The organism is Alsobacter sp. P4_H11 (genome assembly GCF_056400925.1).
In genome coordinates this window covers 2,501-19,657 of sequence record NZ_JBFUKI010000005.1, presented here as the reverse complement: position 1 = coordinate 19,657, position 17,157 = coordinate 2,501, and the positions used below count along the sequence as shown (strand labels likewise).

Genomic DNA, 17,157 nt, shown 5'->3' with positions numbered 1-17,157 from the left:
TTTCAGGAAGCAAGCGCCCGCGGCGAGTCGGGCGTCAGCACCGCCTCGCGCAGCTGGCGTGAATAGGGATGCTGGGGCGCGGCCAGCACGGCGCGGGCGTCGCCCGCCTCCACGACTTCGCCCTTCTGCATGATGATGATGCGGTCGCTGATCGAGTACGCGGTGGCGAGATCATGCGTGATGTAGATGATCGAGATGCCGAGCTCGTCGCGCAGCGCCTTAAACAGGTTCACGATCGCCATGCGCAGCGAGGCGTCCACCATCGAGACCGGCTCGTCCGCCACGATCAGCTTGGGGTTCGAGAGAAGCGCCCGCGCGATGGCGACGCGCTGCAGCTGGCCGCCCGAAAGCTCGTGCGGAAAGCGGCCCTTCGCCTCCGCCAGCGACAGCCCGACCTTGCGCAGCGCCTCGTCGGCCAGCCGCTCGGCCTCCGCATTGTCCCGCGCCGCCCCGAAGCGCCGGGCGGTGAGGAAGAGGTAGCGGTCGAGCTGCTTCAACGGGTTGAAGGCCTCGAACGGGTTCTGGAAGATCGGCTGCACGGCGTGCATGAAGCGCATCCGGTCGGCATGGCCGTTCAGCGCGCCGACATCGAGCCCGTCGAACTGGAGGCTGCCGCCGGTGGGTCGCTCGATCCCCAGGATCATGCGCGCCGTGGTCGACTTGCCGCTGCCCGACTCGCCAATGATTGTGAAGATCTCGGCCTTGTCGGCCGCGATCGTGAAAGACAGGTCCTTCACGGCCTCGATCCGGCGGCGGCTGAAGAAGCCGCCGCGCGCGAAGGTCTTGGACACGTGGTCCAGCCGCAGCAGGGGCTCGCTCATGCGGCGGCTCCCGGGTTCACGGCGTGGCAGGCGACCCGGTGGCCGGGCAGGCTCTCCACCATGGGCGGGACCTGCCGGGCGCAGACCTCCATGGCCAGCGGGCAGCGCGGGTGGAAGCGGCAGCCGGTGGGCGGGTCGGCGAGGTTGGGCGGGCTGCCCTCCAGGCTCTTGCGTGGCGTGTCGTCGCCGATGCGCGGCAGGCTGCCGATCAGGTAGACCGTGTAGGGGTGCAGCGGCCGGGAGAAAATCTCCGGCGTCGGCGCCTCCTCGACGAGCCGCCCGCCATACATGATGCCGAGCCGGTCGGTGAGATGCGCATGCACGCCCATGTCGTGCGTGACGAACAGAACCGAGGAGCCCATCTCCTGCTGGATGCTGCGGATCATCCCCAGCACGTCCTTCTGGACGATCACGTCCAGCGCCGTCGTGGGCTCGTCCGCGATGATGAAGTCCGGCTTGCAGATGGTGGCCAGCGCGATGGTGACGCGCTGGCGCATGCCGCCCGAGAGCTCGTGCGGATAGGCGCGCAGAACCGCGGGATCGAGCCGCACCCGCGCCAGATGCGCGACGACGCGCTCCTCGAACTGCTTGCGGGAGCCGCCAAGATGCCGCCAGGCGAAATCCTGGAAGGTGCTGATCACCCGGCGCATCGGGTTCAGCACGTTCATGGAGCCTTGCATCACATAGGAGAGGTGGCGCCAGCGCACCCGCTCCACCTCGGCCGGCGGCGCGGCGTGCAGCCCCGGATAGCCCGGCATGAAGCTGAAATGGACGCTGCCGCCCACCACCTGCAGGGGCGGCTTGATCGCGCCCGCGATGGTCTTGATCAGCGTGGTTTTGCCGGAGCTGGACTCGCCAGCCAGGCCGTAGATTTCGTTGCGGCGCACGTCGAAGGTCACGCCGTCCACGGCGCGCACCTCGCGGCTCACGCCGAAATGCTGCGTCCGGAAATGCGCCTGGATGTCGTTCACCCGCAGCACGGGATCGCTTGCGGAATCAGCCCCGGCGACGGGCGTCGCGGGCGATTGCAGGGCGACGGGACCGCTCATCGCGCGCCTCCGCCCATGCGGCTCAACCGGCTGCGCGGGTCGATATACTCGTTCATCGACACGGCGAGCAGGAACAGCCCGACAAACGCCATGATGACGACCGCGATCGGGAACGCGATCCACCACCAGACGCCCGCCACGATGGCGGTGTGCTGGTTGGCCCAATAGATCATGCCGCCGATCGTGGGGGTGTTGATGTCCGTGAATCCCAGCACCGAGAGCGTCACCTCCAGGCCGATCGACCAGTTCATGTTGTTCATCGTGGTCGAGAACACGATGGGCATGACGTAGGGCAGGTGCTCGCGCGTCAGGATCTCGCGCGTGCTCATGCCCGAGAAAACGGCCGTCTGGCTGAACTCCCGCGTCTTCAGGCTCATCGCGACGGCGCGGATCAAGCGCGCGTCATAGGCCCAGCCCAGCGTCGCCATGATCATGGCCAGCATCAGCCACGTCATGCTGTCGCGCATCACGAAGTAGAACAGCACCAGGATGGGAAAGAGCGGGATGACGATGAAGGTGTCGTTCACAGCCATCAGCGCGCGGTCGATCCAGCCGCCCTTGTAGCCGCTGAGCAGCCCGATCACGAGCGACAGCACTCGGCTGATGGCCGCCACCGTGATGCCGAACAGCAGCGTGTTGCGGATGGCGACGCAGACCTGCCAGAACACGTCCTGCCCGCGCGAGGTGGTCCCGAACCAGTAGGCGCTCGAGGGCGGCACGTCCGGCGGCACCACATAGACGTCGCCCGGCGGGTAGGGCGAGAACCCCGACAAGATCGCCAGCCCGACCACGATTCCGACCAGGATGATCCCGATCCGGAATTCGAGATTGTATTTTAGGAGGTCGCGGAGGATCGCCAGCATCAGGCCACCTGCACGCGCGGATCGAGGAGGGGGTAAAGGAGGTCGATGGCGAGCACGCCGGCGGACACGCCCAGGATCGAGATCGTGGTCACGCCCAGCACCAGCCCGTAATCGCCCGCATACACGGCGTCCACCAGCAGCGTGCCCACGCCCGGATAGCCGAACACCTTCTCGGTGATGATCGCGCCGTTGAAGATGCCGCCGAGCGACATTGCCAGCCCGGTCACCTGCGGCCCCAGCGCGTTGCGCATCACGTAGGAGCCGAGGATGCGCCGGCGGTTGACGCCGCCGAGCTCGGCGAACTGCACGTAGTCCTCGGTCACGATGTTGGACACCAAGGAACGCATGCCGAGGAACCAGCTGCCGACCCCGATCAGGATCAGCGACAGCGCCGGCAGGATGGAGTGCTTGATCACGCTGCCGATGAAGGCCAGCGTCCAGCCCTGCGGCAGGTTCATGGCCGAGCCGCCCGTGATCGGCAGCACAGGCCAGAGAAAGCCGAACACGATCAGTAGCATGAGGGCGACGATGTAGTACGGGATCGGGTGCAGCCCCATCGCGACCACGCCCATGAGCTTGAAGGAGCGGCTGCGCTGGTAGTAGCCGGCCAGCCCGCCAAGCAGGTTGCCGAGCGCCCAGGTGACCAGCGTCGACACCACCAGGAGTCCGACCGTCCAGGGCAGGGCCCGGCCGATCAGCGCCGAGACGGGCGTTGGGAAGGCCGACATGGACGGCCCGAAATCAGCGCGCAGGATGCGCGACCAGAAGGTGAAATACTGCTCCCGCCAGGAGCCGCCGACGCCATAGAGCTCCTTGAGCGACTGGCGCATCTGCTCGATCGCCTCCGGCGCCGTGTTGCCGAAGGAGGTCACGGCCGAGATCGATTGCTCGACGGGATCGATGGGCGTCGCGTGCGTCACCACATAGGCGATGTTCACGCCGATGAAGACGACCAGCACGAACTGCCCGAGCCGCTTGGCCAGGTATGCGAGGTAACCGCTCATGAGCCTTCCGGGATGCGGGGAGCGTTCGGGCGGCGAGGGGATCGCCGCCCGTTCGGGCATTGCAGAGGCGCGTGCCCCTTATTTGCCGGTGGGCTTGAGCTTGACGAACATGTAGCGCGAGTTGCCCCAGTTCGTGACCGGGTTGGCGTAGGGGTTCTCGGCCGTCGGGTAGCCGGTCCAGTAGGTCTGGTCCATCGCCGTGAAGACGTTGTAGGCCATCAGCGGAATGATCGGCATCTCGCGCGCGGCGAGCTTCACATAGTCCTTGCCGAGCTCGATCGCCTTCGGATCGTCGAAGTCGATCGTGCGCGTCTGCTCGATGATCTTGTCGAGCTCGGGGCTGGACCAACGCTGCCAGTTGCGCAGAGGCTGCGGCTTGCCGGCCTCGGCGACGAATTGCGAGTGCCAGCTGTCCATGAAGTAGGACAGGTCCTGGTGTCCGCCCCAGGTCTCGACGCTCCAGCCGATGAAGGTGTCGAAGTCGCCGGCGCCGCGCCGCGTCAGCAGCGTGCCCTGCGCGACGTCGATCTTGGCGTCGATGCCGGCCTGCTTCCATTGCTGCGCGATCATGCTGCCGGCGCGGGTCATCACCGGCCGCAGGTCGCCTTCCACCATGACGCGGACGGTGAACGGCTTGCCGTCCGGCGTCTGCCATTGGCCGCCGACCTTCTTGTAGCCGGCTTTCTCCAGCAGCTCCTGCGCGGCCTGCGGGTTGGTCTTCCACCAGCCCTGGCCGAAGGCCTTGGCTATGTCCTTGGGGTCTTGCGGGATCTGCTCGCCCAGCGACGGGCGCAGCATGTCGGCGATCTGCTTGCCCACGGTCGGATCATACGGCTTGAACTTCTGCTTGCCGGTGTCGACCTCGAAGTCCTTCAGCCAGGCCTCCATGGGCTGGTGATAGGCCTCCGGGTGCTTGCCGGTCGGCGGCACCGCGATGGCCGAGATCGTCGCCGCGCCACGATAGGCCGCCATCGCGACGGCCTTGATGTCGATCAGCAGCGCCAGCGCCCAGCGGACGTCCTTGTTCTTGAAGTTCTCGTTCTGCGTGTTGAACACCAGAGCGGGCAGCGTCGGATCCGGGTGGCCGAAGGGGAAGCCCTTGAACCAGGCCGTCGTGGTCTTGCTCTGCTTCGCCAGCGTGAACATGCCCTCGGGGGCGATGTCGTGGATGACGTCGAGTTCGTGGTTTAGCTGCGCGATCACGCGCTTGTCGGGCGGGCCCGGATCCACATAGGCGAGGTATTTCGGGCCGGGCTTGCCGAAGCGGCCGAGCGAGCTGCGCTGCCAGTCCTCACGCAGCTGCCAGATGTACCACTTGCCGTCCGGGTCGAAGCTGTTGAGCGTGTAGGCGCCCAGCGACACCGGCTTGTTGAAGTCGAACTTCAGCGGGTCGGCGACCTTGTCGAAGACGTGCTTCGGCATGATCCAGATGGCGCCCCACCGCACCGTGAAGTTGGTGTGGAAGCGCGAGTTCGGCTTCTTCAGCTTGAAGATCACCGTGCTCTCGTCCGGCATCTCCATGCTGGCCACGTTGTTGGCCAGCACGGCGCTGAAGCGCATGTTGGGGTTCTTGATCTGGGTCTCGACCGTGCCGACCACGTCGGCGGCCGAAAACTCCACGCCGTCGCTCCAGAAGATGCCCTTGCGCAGCTTCACGGTCATCTCGGTGAAGTCGGCGTTGTATTTCGGCTTCTCGGACGCGAGCGAATTGTCCCACACGCCATCGATCCCGCTTTCCGGGTCGATATACCAGAGCGTATCCAGCGCAGCCTGCTGCAGGCCGTTGGACTGGCTGCCAGCATTGATGGACCAGATATTGAACCAGCCGGCGTTCTTGATCGTGCCTTCAGGATTTTCGAGGATGAGCGTCTCGTTACGCGGGATGTTCTGCGGAATGCCCTGAGCATTCGCAGGCGCGGCGAGCGCGAAAAGACTTGGCGAAAGGACGCAGGCTGCCATCAGCCAGGCACGAGTAGTGCGGCTCATCATTTCCTCCCGAGGCGCGGCGCTTTCTCGAGCGCTCGCTTATTTGGGCAGCATAGTTCGGGCTTGAATGGGCAACAACGGCAAATCGGATTTAGACCCGAACAACCGATACGAAAACTGGTGTGCGCCCGCTGGCGCGCTCGGACGCAGGTCGCAGTCGCCTGACGCGCTCACTTCGAGCGCTCGTCAGCCTGATGATGTCAGAAAAGGCAGCTTGGACCATTCCGCAGGGCGGATGGTGCCCAGGGCTGGAATCGAACCAGCGACACTGCGATTTTCAGTCGCATGCTCTACCAACTGAGCTACCTGGGCGTCCGGCGGGCGCCAGAGCGCCGCGAACGGGGCGGTTTATAGGGGTGGGATCGTCGGCTGTCCAGCCTGAATCGGGCGTCGCTCGAACGTGGCGGCGCAAACCGCGGCAGGCTAGGTTTCGCCCCGAGTAGCGCCGGCGATCGCGGCGCAAACCTGCCGAGATCGACGCCTAGCCGGGGAGGGCGAGCCCATGACGGATGCCATTGTTCTGGAGGCCGGCGCGAATCGGCTCGAGATCGCGACGCTCGGCGCCGAGATGCGCAGTTGGCGGCTGGGAGGGCGCGAGATCCTCTGGCAGGGAGATCCCAAGTGGTGGCCGGAGCGCAGCCCCATCCTGTTCCCGGTGGTGGGGTGGACGCGGGAAGGCGAATCGCGGGTCGGCGGCCGCACCTACCCGCTCGGCCTGCATGGCTTCGCACGGCGCTCGGTGTTCAGCGCCGAGCAGACGGGCGATCGCACTGTCCGGATGCGGCTGGAGCAAAACGCCGAGACGTTGGCCCAATATCCATTCGGATTCGCGCTCACGGCCGACTACGCCATCGACGAAACCTCGATCGATCTGACGCTCACCGTCCGGAACACGGGCGACGAGCCCATGCCCTACGCTGTCGGCGTCCATCCGGGCTTTCTGGCCAGCAAGGCGAGCGCGCGCCTCGTCTTCGAGGCCGCCGAGGAGGCGAGCGTGCCCGTGATCGCGCCGGGCGGCCTGATCTCAGACCGGCGCCGCACAGCGCCCCTCCAGGACGGTCGCGTCCTGCCTCTGGATGACAGCCTCTTCCCCGACGATGCGCTCTGCTTCATGGACGTCCGCAGCCGCTCGCTCGACCTGTCGACGGGAGATGGCGCCACATTGCGCATTGGCTGGCGCGACTACCCGAACGTGGTCGTGTGGAGCAAGCCCGGAGCGCCGTTCGTATGCGTCGAGACCTGGACGGGGTCGGGCGATCCCGAGGGCTTCACGGGCGATCTCTTCGAAAAACCGGGCATGATCGTGCTGCAGCCGGGCGAAATGCGCGCCCATGGCTACATGGCCGCAGTTCTTTGACCGGAATGCAACCTAAGAGCGCATTTGCACTTCGCGCTTGAGTTGTAGCTGCACTAGCATGCGCCTCTCTGATGGGGAGGCTGGTGGATGCAGACGCTCGCGCGCGTTCCGTTCTTCAAGGACGCCGGCATCGACTTCGACAAGTTTGACCGGCGCTGCGCCTGGCGCCGGTATGACGACGACGAAATCGTGGTCGACTTCGAAGACCCATCGACGGACGTGTACTTCATCCTCTCTGGCGACGTGCGGATCCTCATTCGGACCCAGTCCGGCAAGGAGATCATCCTGGCCGAGATGAAGGGCGGGCAGTTCTTCGGCGAGTTGGCCGCCATCGACGATGTTCGCCGCTCGGCCAACGTCACGGCCCTGACCCGCGCCGAGATGTGCATCATGCCCGCGTCCGTGTTCAAGGAGATCGTGTTCGCGTCGCCGGTGGTCGGCGATCGCCTGCTTCGGCTCCTCACCGCCCGCATCCGCGAGCTCAACGCCCGCATCACAGAGCATTCGGTGTTCGACCTGAAACACCGGCTCTATGCCGAACTGATCCGCATGTCGGCGCCGCGCGCGGGCGGAAACGGGGAGCGGGTGGTGAGCCCGCCGCCTTTCCACCATGTGCTGGCGGCGCGCATCGGTTGCCGGCGCGAGCAGGTGACGCGCGAGCTCTCGGCCCTGTCCGGGCAGGGCGTCATCGCCAAGACCCGCGGCGCGCTGGTGATCCGCCAGCCCAAGGTCCTCGAGGACCGGATCACCGAGGCCCTGCAGAGCGACCACTGATCAGGGCGAGGGCAGCGGGAGATCCGCCTCCACCACCGCGCTGGCCGGCACGGGCTGCGGCGCGAGCGCGCCTGACTTCCGGAACAGGGCGCTGGCGTTCGGCGTGACGGAGGGCTCGTCGAAGCTGCCGCTCACCGCGAAGGGCAGCACGACCGCGTCGCGCCCCTGGTCAGCGGATTGGACCTGCCCGGTGAGCTGTAGCGTCCGTTCCGCAAGCCCGACCTGGCCCGAGAGCAGCACCTTGGTGGCCGGAGACGCCAGCGAGCCGTCCGCGATGTCGAGCACGCCTTTGCCGATACGCCCACCGAAGCTGGCGACGTCGAACGGCGTCTTGCCGCCGCGCATGTCGAGTGCTGCGATCAGGGGTCGCCGCTCGATCCGGCGCAGCACCTCGGGCAGGTTGACGCCCAGCAGCTCGCCTTGGCGGATCGTCACCGAAGCCTTGCCGTCGAGCGAGCGGACCAGGGCCGCGAAGCTGGCGCCGGACCCGTCCACCGCGAAGGACCCGCCGGCCGCGCCGGTCAGCCGCTCGCTGCCCGCAAACAGCAGCGCCGCGAGGGCGGCGTCCACACGCTCGAACGAGCCCTGCGCCTTTAAGTCGACGCCGTCGCCCTCGCCATAGACCAGCGTCGCCCGGCCCTTCACGCGCCCGCCCAGGAAGTCCCCGCTGCTCAGCGTCACGTCCGCCCTTCCGGCCCGCGACAGGAGCGAGAGGGCGGCATTGTCGAACACGGTCTTGCCCATGGTCAGCCGCCCGGCCGAAAGGCGCAGGTCGGCGTCGCCGGCCGGCAGCGCCTTGAGATCGATCGGCTCGGCGCTCCAGGAGCCGTCGGCGCGGCGCGCCGGGAACAAGGGCCGCAGCGCCGCCGTGAGGTCGAGCCGCTCGGCGGCCAGCGTCCCGCTCAGGCCGACATGCCCGGCCGTCAGGGTTGCGGACAAGGCTCCATCCAGCGCGCCGGCTGGCGTCTGGATGCGCGCGTCGGTGAGCGCCACCGCAGCGCCGGCGAGCCGCAGCGTCGCCGTCACGGACGCGCTTTCGCCGAGCGGGAGCGGCCAGTCTACGCCCAGCCATCGCGTGAGGGCAGGGGCGTTGGAGAGCGCCGCCGTCAGGCTGCCGTTTGCCTGGGGGGCATTGGGGCCGGCCGAGAAGGAGCCGGAGAAATCGACCGATCCATGGCCGGTGCGCAGCGAGGCCGCGAGGGGACCGTACTCGCCCGACAGGAGCGCATCGAGCCGAGGCCCGGCGACCTGCACCTCCAGCGCCTGCCCACCCAGCCGCAGCGTTCCGGCGGCTTCGAGGCCGGCCGCACGTCTCCGCAGCACCATGTTGACGGCTTGGATCGGCATCGCCGCGCCGGTCGCCTCGCCGTCGATCAGGATCATTCGGTCCAGATCAGCGATGCGGCCCCGCGCATCGCTCCCTGGTCCAGCCAGACCCAGGCCCGGGACCAGCGAGGCGGCGTTCGCCGCGGCAAGTTTCGGCCGCACGAGCGTGAGGTCCGCGACTTCGAACGCGCCCGTCAACAATGACGCGAGCCGCACCGATGCGCTCGCGCGCTCGACGGTGAGCAGCGTCTCGCCGGCTGGGCTCTCGACGCGCAGACCGGCGGTCTGGAGGCGCGGTTCGGGGAGAAGCGTGAAAGTCGCCCCGTCGGCTGCGGCGACGCGCAGCGGCGCAGGACCGCCCAGCGCGGCCAGACGGCTCAGGGCGTCAATCGCCGCCCGCGGCGCAGGCCAGGGCGTCACCCCGGCGCCGATGGCCAGGACCAGCAAAAGGAGCGCGATCGCGAGCCTTCGCGTCATGCCGCGCCGCCGCGCGTGAGGAGCTGACCAGCCGTCATCCTGATCCCGCAAGGGCCGTTGGGCCCGTTCGACTAAGCAAGACGATATACCACTTTTTAACCATGCGCAGGATGGCGAAGCTGAAGCATGGAGTTTGTCCAAAGGCTTCGCGCAGCCGTTGTGCCGACTTTCCCCGACCCGCAGGATTGGCTATCCCAGAAGCTCCGCTGAGCCGACAAGAAGGCCGAACGATGACCGATGCAGAACGCCCGCTCTGGACACCCTCGCGGGAACGCGTCGAATCAACCGCGATGGCGCGCTTCCGGGACGCGTTCAACGCGCGCGAAGGCACGCAGGCACGGTCCTACCGCGAGCTTCATGCGGCGTCGGTGGACCGGCGCGAGGCGTTCTGGTCGTTGCTCTGGGATTTCGCCGGCGTGGTCGGCGACAAGGGCGATCGCGTGCTGGTCGACGACCAAATGCCGGGCGCACGCTTCTTCCCGGATGCGCGGCTGAACTTCGCCGAGAACCTGCTGCCGCTCGACGGCGACGGTGACGCGATCGTGTTTCGCGGCGAGGACAAGGTCGAGAAGCGCCTGAGCTGGCGCGAGCTGCGCGCCGAGGTGTCTCGCGCCCAGCAATGGATGGCTTCGCGCGGCGTCGGCGTCGGCGACCGCGTCGCCGCCATGATGCCCAACCTGCCCGAAACCGTGATCCTGATGCTGGCCGCGACCTCGCTGGGCGCCACGTGGTCGTCCTGCTCGCCGGATTTCGGCGTGCGCGGCGTCCTCGACCGCTTCGGCCAGATCGCGCCGAAGCTCTTCATCGCCTGCGATGGCTACTGGTACGCCGGCAAGCGGCTGCCGATCCTCGACAAGCTCGCCGAGATTGCGCCGCAGCTCACGAGCGCCGAGACCGTGCTGGTGGTCGACTATCTGGGCGACGCCGCCGCGACCGCCGCGGCGCTCCCCAATGGCGTGGCGCTGGCGGACGCCCTTGAGCCCTTCGCCCCGCAGCCGCTGCGGTTCGAGCGGCTCGCCTTCGATCACCCGCTCTACATCCTGTATTCGTCGGGCACCACGGGCGTGCCCAAATGCATCGTCCACTGCGCCGGCGGCGTGCTGCTGCAGCACCTCAAGGAGCACCAGCTGCACAGCGACGTGCGCCCGGGCGACCGGGTGTTCTACTTCACCACATGCGGCTGGATGATGTGGAACTGGCTCGTCTCGGCGCTCGCCAGCAAGGCGGCCTTGATGCTGTTCGACGGTTCGCCGTTCCACCCCCAGGCGCCGGTGCTGTTCGATTTCGCCCAGGCGGAGCGCTTCACGCTCTTCGGCACGTCGGCGAAATACATCGATGCCTGCAAGAAGGCCGGCCTGCGCCCGCGCGACACGCATGACCTGTCGAGCGTCCGGCTGCTCGCCTCCACGGGCTCGCCCCTGGCTCCCGAAAGCTTCGACTATGTCTACGAGGCCGTGAAGCCGGACGTGCACCTCGCCTCCGTGTCGGGCGGCACGGACATCGCCTCCTGCTTCGTTCTCGGCGATCCCACCAGCCCGGTCTACAAGGGCGAAATCCAGGCGCCGGGCCTCGGCATGGCGGTCGACGTGTGGGATGAGGCGGGCCGTCCCATCGCGTCCGGCAAGGGCGAGCTGGTCTGCGCCAAGGCCTTCCCGTGCATGCCGATCGCGTTCTGGAACGATCCCGACGGGGCCAAGTATCACGCCGCCTATTTCGACCGGTTCCCCGGCGTCTGGCGTCACGGCGATTATGCCGAGTGGACGCCCCATGGCGGCATGATCATCCACGGCCGTTCCGACGCCACCCTCAACCCGGGCGGCGTGCGGATCGGGACGGCCGAGATCTACGCGCAGGTCGAGCAGATCCCCGAGGTCATCGAAGCCCTCGCCATCGGGCAGGACTGGGACAATGACGTGCGCGTCGTTCTCTTCGTGCGCCTGCGGGAAGGCGCTGCTCTCACGGACGCGCTTCAGCAGCTCATCCGGACCAAGATCCGGACCGGCGCGAGCCCGCGGCACGTGCCGGCCCGCATCGTGGCGGTGGCCGACATCCCGCGCACCAAGAGCGGCAAGATCACCGAGCTCGCGGTGCGCGACGTCGTGCACGGCCGCCCCATCAATAACAAGGAAGCGCTGGCCAACCCCGAGGCGCTGGAGCTCTTCGCGAACTTGCCCGAGCTGCAGAGCTGAGAGGCCGCTGAGAAAAGCCGGTCCGGGCAGGCCGGCTTTGCGGAACATCAAGGACGTGGACGCCGAAGAGGCCGAAAGCTGGATCGCGACTGATCCAACCGGGAGATCCCCCCATGTCCGACGTTCTCGGCGCAAAGACGGCCCTCAAGCGCATCGTCCTCCACCTCGCGCGCTCCAAGGAGCACCCCGAGGGCTCCAGCCGCCACGGCTACGATCTCGTTGCGCCCCTGGACGCGGCAGGGCGCCTCGACGCCCACGCCTGGCGCGAGGCGCGCGCCCGCTGCCGCGTCAGGCGCTTCTGGGACGGCGAGCCGACCGAAACCGGCCACCTCGTGCACCGGCCGGGCGGGAAGGGCGGCGCCAACTGGGCCTTTGATTACGATCCCGCCCGCAGCGCCGACGACGAGGCCGGCTATCGCTTCGGCGATCACACGTTCAACCCGGGAGATTACGTCTCCATCCGCGACGAAGAGGGCGTGTTGCACACCTTCAAGGTCGCGACCGTCACGGACGCCTGAACGCAAAAGGCGGCCCAAAGGCCGCCTTCGTCCGTCTTGCGGGAAAGCGCCGGTCAGCGCCGCAGTTGCGGTTGACCCTGCCAGACGCTCGCGGGTTCGTCCCCGGGCGCACTGCTGATCGCCGTTTCACCGAAGATGATCGCGCTGACGCCAAGCGTCACGCCGAGCAGAAAAGCTGCAAAGCCCTTCCAGAGCTTCTGCATGCCACTCCCGCCGGAGCCGGCGAGGCCTTGCGGGCCGAACGACGGCTCGGCGCCCGAGGAACTCCACTTCACCCTACGCATCACGCGCGACGCCACTCAAATTGAACTCATGGTTATTCCTGCCATAAACCGGCAGGCATTCAACCGCATGTTCAAGAGAGCGTTAACGCCGATTGCACGTATTGCGACGGCGTTAACCTTTAGCGAAGAGCGAAAGCTCAGTCGGCGCGCTGGTAGGCGGCTCCCGTCGGGGCCGCGCCGGCCGGAACCGCTTCACTAATGGCCGCGTCATCCCGAACCGCGTGCTTGCCGCGGCCCGACAGCATGGTCTCGATCTTGTCGAGGTAGAAATAGACCACCGGGGTGATGAACAGCGTCAGCAGCTGCGAGACGCACAGGCCGCCCACCACCGCGATGCCGAGCGGCTGCCGCAACTCCGAGCCTGCGCCCGACCCGAGCGCGATCGGCAGGGTGCCGAGCAGGGCCGCGAAGGTCGTCATGATGATGGGCCGGAAACGCAGCAGCGCGGCCTCGCGGATCGCCGTCAGCGCGTCCGCGCCCTCGCGCCGCCGCTCGATCGCGAAGTCCACCATCATGATGGCGTTCTTCTTGACGATGCCGATCAGCATCAGGATGCCGATGATCGCGATCACCGACAGGTCCATGCCGTAATATTGCAGCGCCAGCAGCGCGCCCAGGCCGGCCGAGGGCAGGCCGGACAGGATCGTGATCGGGTGGATGAAGCTCTCATAGAGCACGCCCAACACCATGTAGATCACCAGCACGGCCGCCAGGATCAGCACGCCCTGGCCCTTCAGCGCGTCCTGGAACAGCTGCGCCGAGCCCGTGAACCCGGTCGTGATCGAGGCCGGAAGCGCCGCCTCTCGCTCCGCCCGCTTGATCGCCTCCACGGCGTCGCCAAGCGAAACGCCCGGCGCGGTGTTGAACGAGATCGTCACGGCCGGCTGCTGCGACTGCCGGCTCACCGAGAGCGGACCGACATTGCGCGTCACCGTCGCGATCGCTTCCAGTGGCACGTTCTGGCCCGCATTGTTGCGCACGAAGATGCGCGACAGCGCCGACGGATCGGTCTGGAAGATGCGGTCCGCCTCCATGATGACCTGGTAGTCATTGGCGGGGGTGAAGATGGTCGAGATTTGTCGCGACCCGAAGGCGCTGTAGAGGGTCTGCCGCAGCTGGTCCGAGGTGACGCCGAACTGAGCCGCCTTTTCGCGGTCGAGTTCCACCATGGCCTGCGGGTTGGAAAGCTGCAGGTCGATGTTGACGTCGCGCAGCATGTCGATCTTGGCCAGCCGGGCACGCATGTCGGGCGCGGACTTGTAGAGGGCCGCCAGGTCGGCGCTTTGCAGCGTGTACTGGTATTGCGCGCGTGATTGACGGCCGGAGTTCAGATTGATGTTCTGCACCGGCTGCATCACGAGGCTGATGCCCGGGACGCCGGCGACCTTGCGGCGCAGCCGCGCGATCACCTCGTTCACGGGCTCACGTTCCTCGCGCGGCTTCAGGGCGATGAACATGAAGCCCTGGCTGATCGACTGGAACCCCGAATTCGACGTCAAGTAGTCCACGGCGGGATCGGCCCGGACGATCTCGTTCAGCAGTTGCTGGCGCGCCGCCATGGCCTCGAACGAGGTGTCCGGCGGCCCCTCGGTCGCGCCGCGGATCAGGCCGGTGTCCTCGGTGGGAAAGAAGCCCTTCGGCACGTCCATGTAGAGCTTCACGCTGACGAACACGGACGCGATCGTGAGCAGCAGCACGATGAGCCGCGCCTTCAGGCACACGTCCAGGGCCCACCGGTAGGCCGCCAGGATGCCGTCCAGAACCGCGTCCACGATCCGCGAGAACAGGTTCGGCCGCGCATGCGCGTCGTGCGCCTTGAGAATGCGGGCGCACAGCATCGGGGTTAGCGTCAGCGACACGAAGCCCGAAACCAGGATCGCGACCGAGATCACGGCCGCGAATTCGCGGAACACGCGCCCCACCACGCCGCCCATGAAGAACACCGGAATGAACACGGCCACGAGCGACAGCGTGATCGACACGATCGTGAAACCGATCTCGCGCGAGCCCAGGAGGGCCGCCTCGAAGGGCTTCATGCCCTCCTCGATGTGCCGGACGATGTTCTCCAGCATCACGATGGCGTCGTCGACCACGAAGCCGACCGACAGCGTCAAGGCCAGCAGCGAAATGTTGTCGATGGAATATCCCATCACATACATCGCCGCGAAGGTGCCGACGAGCGACACCGGCAAGGCAAGCGTGGGGATCAGCGTGGCGGTGAGCGACTTCAGGAACAGGAAGATCACCATCACGACCAGCGCGACGGAGAGCATGAGCGTGAACTTCACGTCGTGCACGGCCTCACGGATCGGCACGGAGCGATCATTCAACACGTTCAGGCCGATGGAGGCCGGCAGCTGCTCGCGATAGCTCGGGATGCGCTCGCGGATCTTGTCGACCACGTCCACCGTGTTGGCGTCTGACTGGCGGAAAATGGCGACGATCAGCGAGCGCTGGTCATTGTACCAGCTGGCGGATTCGTCGTTCTCCACTGAATCCTTGGTGGTGGCCACGTCCTCCAGCCGCACCGGCGCGCCATTGCGCGACGCCACGATGAGATCGTTGTAATCGGCCGCCTTGCGCAGCTGCCCGGTCGCCTCGATGGTGACGCGCTGGCGCTCGCCGCGCAGCGTGCCGGTCGGCTGGTTGGAGTTGGCCGACGAGATCGCGGTGCGCAGGTCCGTGAAGGAAAGGCCGCGCGCCGAGAGCGCCTCTGGATCCACCATGATGCGCACGGCGTATTTCTGCGCGCCGAAGATCAGCGCCTGCGCGACGCCCGGGATCTGCGAGATCTGCTGCTGCAGCACCGTCTCGGCATAATCATTGACCACCGAAAGCGGCTGGGTGGCCGAGGTCACGACCAGGAACAGGATCGGCTGGTCGGCCGGGTTCACCTTGCGGAAGCTCGGCGGATTCGGCAGGTCGGCCGGCAGCCGTCGCGCCGCCGCGCCGATGGAGGACTGCACGTCCAGCGCCGCGCCGTCGATGTTCCGGTCGAGGTCGAATTGCATCACGATATTCGTCGACCCCTGCGAGGAGAGCGACGTCATCGAAGTGATGCCGGAGATGTTGGAGAACTGCCGCTCCAGCGGCGCGGCCACGGAGGCCGCCATGGTCTCGGGGCTCGCGCCGGGCAGGTTGGCCTGCACGCTGATGGTCGGGAAGTCGACCCGGGGCAGGGCGGCGACCGGGAGTTGCCGATAGGCGAATAGACCGAAGATGATGAAGGACAGGGTGATGAGCGTGGTCATCACCGGCCGGCGGATGCAAAGCTCCGGGAGCGACATCGTCAGGCTCCCTTGCCGGCGTCTGCAGGTTTCGTTTCGGCCGCGCCCGCCGTGGGGGCGGAAGGCGCAGCGACGGGCTTGCGCTCACGCGGCTCCACACGCACGCCGTCCGTCAGCAGGAGTTGTCCGTCCGTCACGATGGTCTCGTCGCCGTTGAGGCCGGTCTCGATCACCGCAAATGTATCGACAAGCCGGGCGACCTTCACGGGCCGGACCTTGGCGACATTGTCCACAACCACGAACACGAAGGTGCCGTTCTGGCTCGTCTGCACGGCCTCGCGCGGCACCGCGACCGCGTCCACGTCTGTCCGCAGCGTCACCCGGACATTGCACAAAGCGCCCGGCCACAGGGTCTCGTCGGCGTTCTCGAACACGGCCCGCATCGTGATGGTGCCCGTGGAAGCATCTACGGCGTTGTCGAACACCGCGATTTTGCCCTCGACGCCCTTGCGGGCGCCCTGAGGCGTCGCGAGCACCGACCCCGCGCCGTTCACCATCGCGTCGCGCAACTCCGGCAGGAGCCGCTGCGGCATCGAGAAGGACACGTAGATCGGGCTGATCTGATTAATGGTCGCGAGCGCGACCGAGTTGTCGCCCGTCTTGGCGATGTTGCCGGCCTTCAGCCCCGCCATGCCGATGCGCCCGTCGATGGGCGCCCGCAGCGTATAATAAGAGAGCTGGACCTTCAGCGTCTCGATCGCGGCCTCGTCGGCCTGGATTTGCGCCGAGATCGTCTGCACGGCGGTGCGGCTGTCGTCGAGCTTCTGCCGCGAGGCGTATTCGTTGGCGGCGAGCGCCTCGTTGCGGCGCACGTCGCGCTGCGCCTGTTCGAGCTGCGCCCGGGAACGCGTCAGCGTCGCCTCGCTCTGCTTGATCTGCGACTCGATCTGCCGGCTGTCGAGCTGGAACAGGAGGTCGCCCTTGCGCACCTTGCCGCCATCGTCGAACGGAGCGGCCGCGATCTGGCTTTCGACCCGGCTGCGAACAGTCACGCTCGCCATCGGCTGCACGGTCCCGATCGTGTCGAACCTCAGCGGCATCGAGCGCCGTTCCGCCTTGCCGAGCACGACCGGAACCGAGCGGGGCGCCGCTCCCGCCGCCCCCGGGGTTTTCGCGTCGGATTTACCCGCCGGGGCAGGGGGGGCGGACTGCGCGAAAGCCGGATGGCTGGCCACGGAGGCAGCCGCAAGAAGCGCCAAGGCGCGCAGGGTCAAACGCGACG

General features: G+C 67.2%; 13 protein-coding genes and 1 tRNA gene (1 of these 14 running past the window's edge). 4 read left to right on the top strand and 10 right to left on the bottom strand.

Annotated features, from left to right (window positions below; genetic code table 11):
* Window positions 1–2 precede the first annotated feature (2 nt).
* The 6 genes from AC1DSZ_RS09745 to AC1DSZ_RS09720 form a co-directional block, all read right to left on the bottom strand.
* A complete protein-coding gene (locus AC1DSZ_RS09745; protein WP_476838174.1) occupies window positions 3–821 on the bottom strand; it encodes an ABC transporter ATP-binding protein in 819 nt (272 codons plus the stop codon).
* The gene (locus tag AC1DSZ_RS09740; protein WP_476838173.1) at window positions 818–1,870 is read right to left on the bottom strand and encodes an ABC transporter ATP-binding protein; all 1,053 of its coding nucleotides are present in this window, start codon (window positions 1,868–1,870) and stop codon (window positions 818–820) included. Before AC1DSZ_RS09740 ends, AC1DSZ_RS09745 begins: the two co-directional genes overlap by 4 nt.
* Window positions 1,867–2,733 (bottom strand): ABC transporter permease, encoded by an 867-nt coding sequence (locus AC1DSZ_RS09735; protein ID WP_476838172.1) that lies wholly within the window; start codon window positions 2,731–2,733, stop codon window positions 1,867–1,869. Before AC1DSZ_RS09735 ends, AC1DSZ_RS09740 begins: the two co-directional genes overlap by 4 nt.
* Window positions 2,733–3,737: an ABC transporter permease gene (locus AC1DSZ_RS09730; protein ID WP_476838171.1), complete on the bottom strand. Its 1,005-nt coding sequence runs from the start codon at window positions 3,735–3,737 to the stop codon at window positions 2,733–2,735. Before AC1DSZ_RS09730 ends, AC1DSZ_RS09735 begins: the two co-directional genes overlap by 1 nt.
* Before the next feature lie 78 nt (window positions 3,738–3,815).
* Window positions 3,816–5,723 (bottom strand): ABC transporter substrate-binding protein, encoded by a 1,908-nt coding sequence (locus AC1DSZ_RS09725; protein WP_476838170.1) that lies wholly within the window; start codon window positions 5,721–5,723, stop codon window positions 3,816–3,818.
* Window positions 5,724–5,959: 236 nt separating this feature from the next.
* Window positions 5,960–6,035: transfer RNA gene (locus AC1DSZ_RS09720), tRNA-Phe, on the bottom strand.
* A 190-nt stretch (window positions 6,036–6,225) separates the two neighbouring features.
* On the opposite strand from AC1DSZ_RS09720, the gene AC1DSZ_RS09715 reads away from it, so the two are divergent.
* Window positions 6,226–7,080, top strand: coding sequence for an aldose 1-epimerase family protein (locus AC1DSZ_RS09715; protein ID WP_476838169.1), 855 nt, complete (start codon window positions 6,226–6,228; stop codon window positions 7,078–7,080).
* An 87-nt stretch (window positions 7,081–7,167) separates the two neighbouring features.
* Window positions 7,168–7,854, top strand: a complete 687-nt coding sequence (locus AC1DSZ_RS09710) for a Crp/Fnr family transcriptional regulator (protein WP_476838168.1) — start codon at window positions 7,168–7,170, stop codon at window positions 7,852–7,854.
* Here AC1DSZ_RS09710 and AC1DSZ_RS09705 read toward each other — a convergent pair whose 3' ends face one another.
* A complete protein-coding gene (locus tag AC1DSZ_RS09705; RefSeq protein WP_476838167.1) occupies window positions 7,855–9,657 on the bottom strand; it encodes an AsmA family protein in 1,803 nt (600 codons plus the stop codon). It lies immediately after the preceding gene.
* Window positions 9,658–9,887: 230 nt separating this feature from the next.
* Here AC1DSZ_RS09705 and AC1DSZ_RS09700 point away from each other — a divergent pair, with 230 nt between their 5' ends.
* Together AC1DSZ_RS09700 and AC1DSZ_RS09695 are read left to right on the top strand one after the other, a co-directional pair.
* Window positions 9,888–11,846, top strand: a complete 1,959-nt coding sequence (locus AC1DSZ_RS09700; protein WP_476838166.1) for an acetoacetate--CoA ligase — start codon at window positions 9,888–9,890, stop codon at window positions 11,844–11,846.
* A gap of 113 nt (window positions 11,847–11,959) precedes the next feature.
* A complete protein-coding gene (locus AC1DSZ_RS09695) occupies window positions 11,960–12,364 on the top strand; it encodes a hypothetical protein (protein WP_476838165.1) in 405 nt (134 codons plus the stop codon).
* A gap of 53 nt (window positions 12,365–12,417) precedes the next feature.
* Here AC1DSZ_RS09695 and AC1DSZ_RS09690 read toward each other — a convergent pair whose 3' ends face one another.
* The 3 genes from AC1DSZ_RS09690 to AC1DSZ_RS09680 form a co-directional block, all read right to left on the bottom strand.
* Window positions 12,418–12,567 carry a hypothetical protein gene (locus AC1DSZ_RS09690; RefSeq protein WP_476838164.1) on the bottom strand — a complete coding sequence of 50 codons (150 nt, stop codon included), beginning with the start codon at window positions 12,565–12,567 and terminating at the stop codon, window positions 12,418–12,420.
* Between the two features lie 218 nt (window positions 12,568–12,785).
* Window positions 12,786–15,935, bottom strand: a complete 3,150-nt coding sequence (locus AC1DSZ_RS09685) for an efflux RND transporter permease subunit (RefSeq protein ID WP_476838163.1) — start codon at window positions 15,933–15,935, stop codon at window positions 12,786–12,788.
* Window positions 15,936–15,937: 2 nt separating this feature from the next.
* A protein-coding gene (locus AC1DSZ_RS09680; protein WP_476838162.1) for an efflux RND transporter periplasmic adaptor subunit crosses the window boundary here: on the bottom strand, window positions 15,938–17,157 show its 3' portion. The gene runs 4 nt beyond the window's last position; the window shows 1,220 of its 1,224 coding nt (coding positions 5–1,224); its start codon lies off the right edge, out of view — the gene reads right to left on this strand; its stop codon occupies window positions 15,938–15,940.

Coding starts and splice junctions, on each gene's coding strand:
- AC1DSZ_RS09690 (WP_476838164.1), bottom strand. CDS start 12,567: ATGCAGAAGCTCTGGAAGGGCTTTGCAGCTTTTCTGCTCGGCGTGACG.
- AC1DSZ_RS09730 (WP_476838171.1), bottom strand. CDS start 3,737: ATGAGCGGTTACCTCGCATACCTGGCCAAGCGGCTCGGGCAGTTCGTG.
- AC1DSZ_RS09735 (WP_476838172.1), bottom strand. CDS start 2,733: ATGCTGGCGATCCTCCGCGACCTCCTAAAATACAATCTCGAATTCCGG.
- AC1DSZ_RS09725 (WP_476838170.1), bottom strand. CDS start 5,723: ATGAGCCGCACTACTCGTGCCTGGCTGATGGCAGCCTGCGTCCTTTCG.
- AC1DSZ_RS09705 (WP_476838167.1), bottom strand. CDS start 9,657: ATGACGCGAAGGCTCGCGATCGCGCTCCTTTTGCTGGTCCTGGCCATC.
- AC1DSZ_RS09695 (WP_476838165.1), top strand. CDS start 11,960: ATGTCCGACGTTCTCGGCGCAAAGACGGCCCTCAAGCGCATCGTCCTC.
- AC1DSZ_RS09700 (WP_476838166.1), top strand. CDS start 9,888: ATGACCGATGCAGAACGCCCGCTCTGGACACCCTCGCGGGAACGCGTC.
- AC1DSZ_RS09745 (WP_476838174.1), bottom strand. CDS start 821: ATGAGCGAGCCCCTGCTGCGGCTGGACCACGTGTCCAAGACCTTCGCG.
- AC1DSZ_RS09740 (WP_476838173.1), bottom strand. CDS start 1,870: ATGAGCGGTCCCGTCGCCCTGCAATCGCCCGCGACGCCCGTCGCCGGG.
- AC1DSZ_RS09685 (WP_476838163.1), bottom strand. CDS start 15,935: ATGTCGCTCCCGGAGCTTTGCATCCGCCGGCCGGTGATGACCACGCTC.
- AC1DSZ_RS09715 (WP_476838169.1), top strand. CDS start 6,226: ATGACGGATGCCATTGTTCTGGAGGCCGGCGCGAATCGGCTCGAGATC.
- AC1DSZ_RS09710 (WP_476838168.1), top strand. CDS start 7,168: ATGCAGACGCTCGCGCGCGTTCCGTTCTTCAAGGACGCCGGCATCGAC.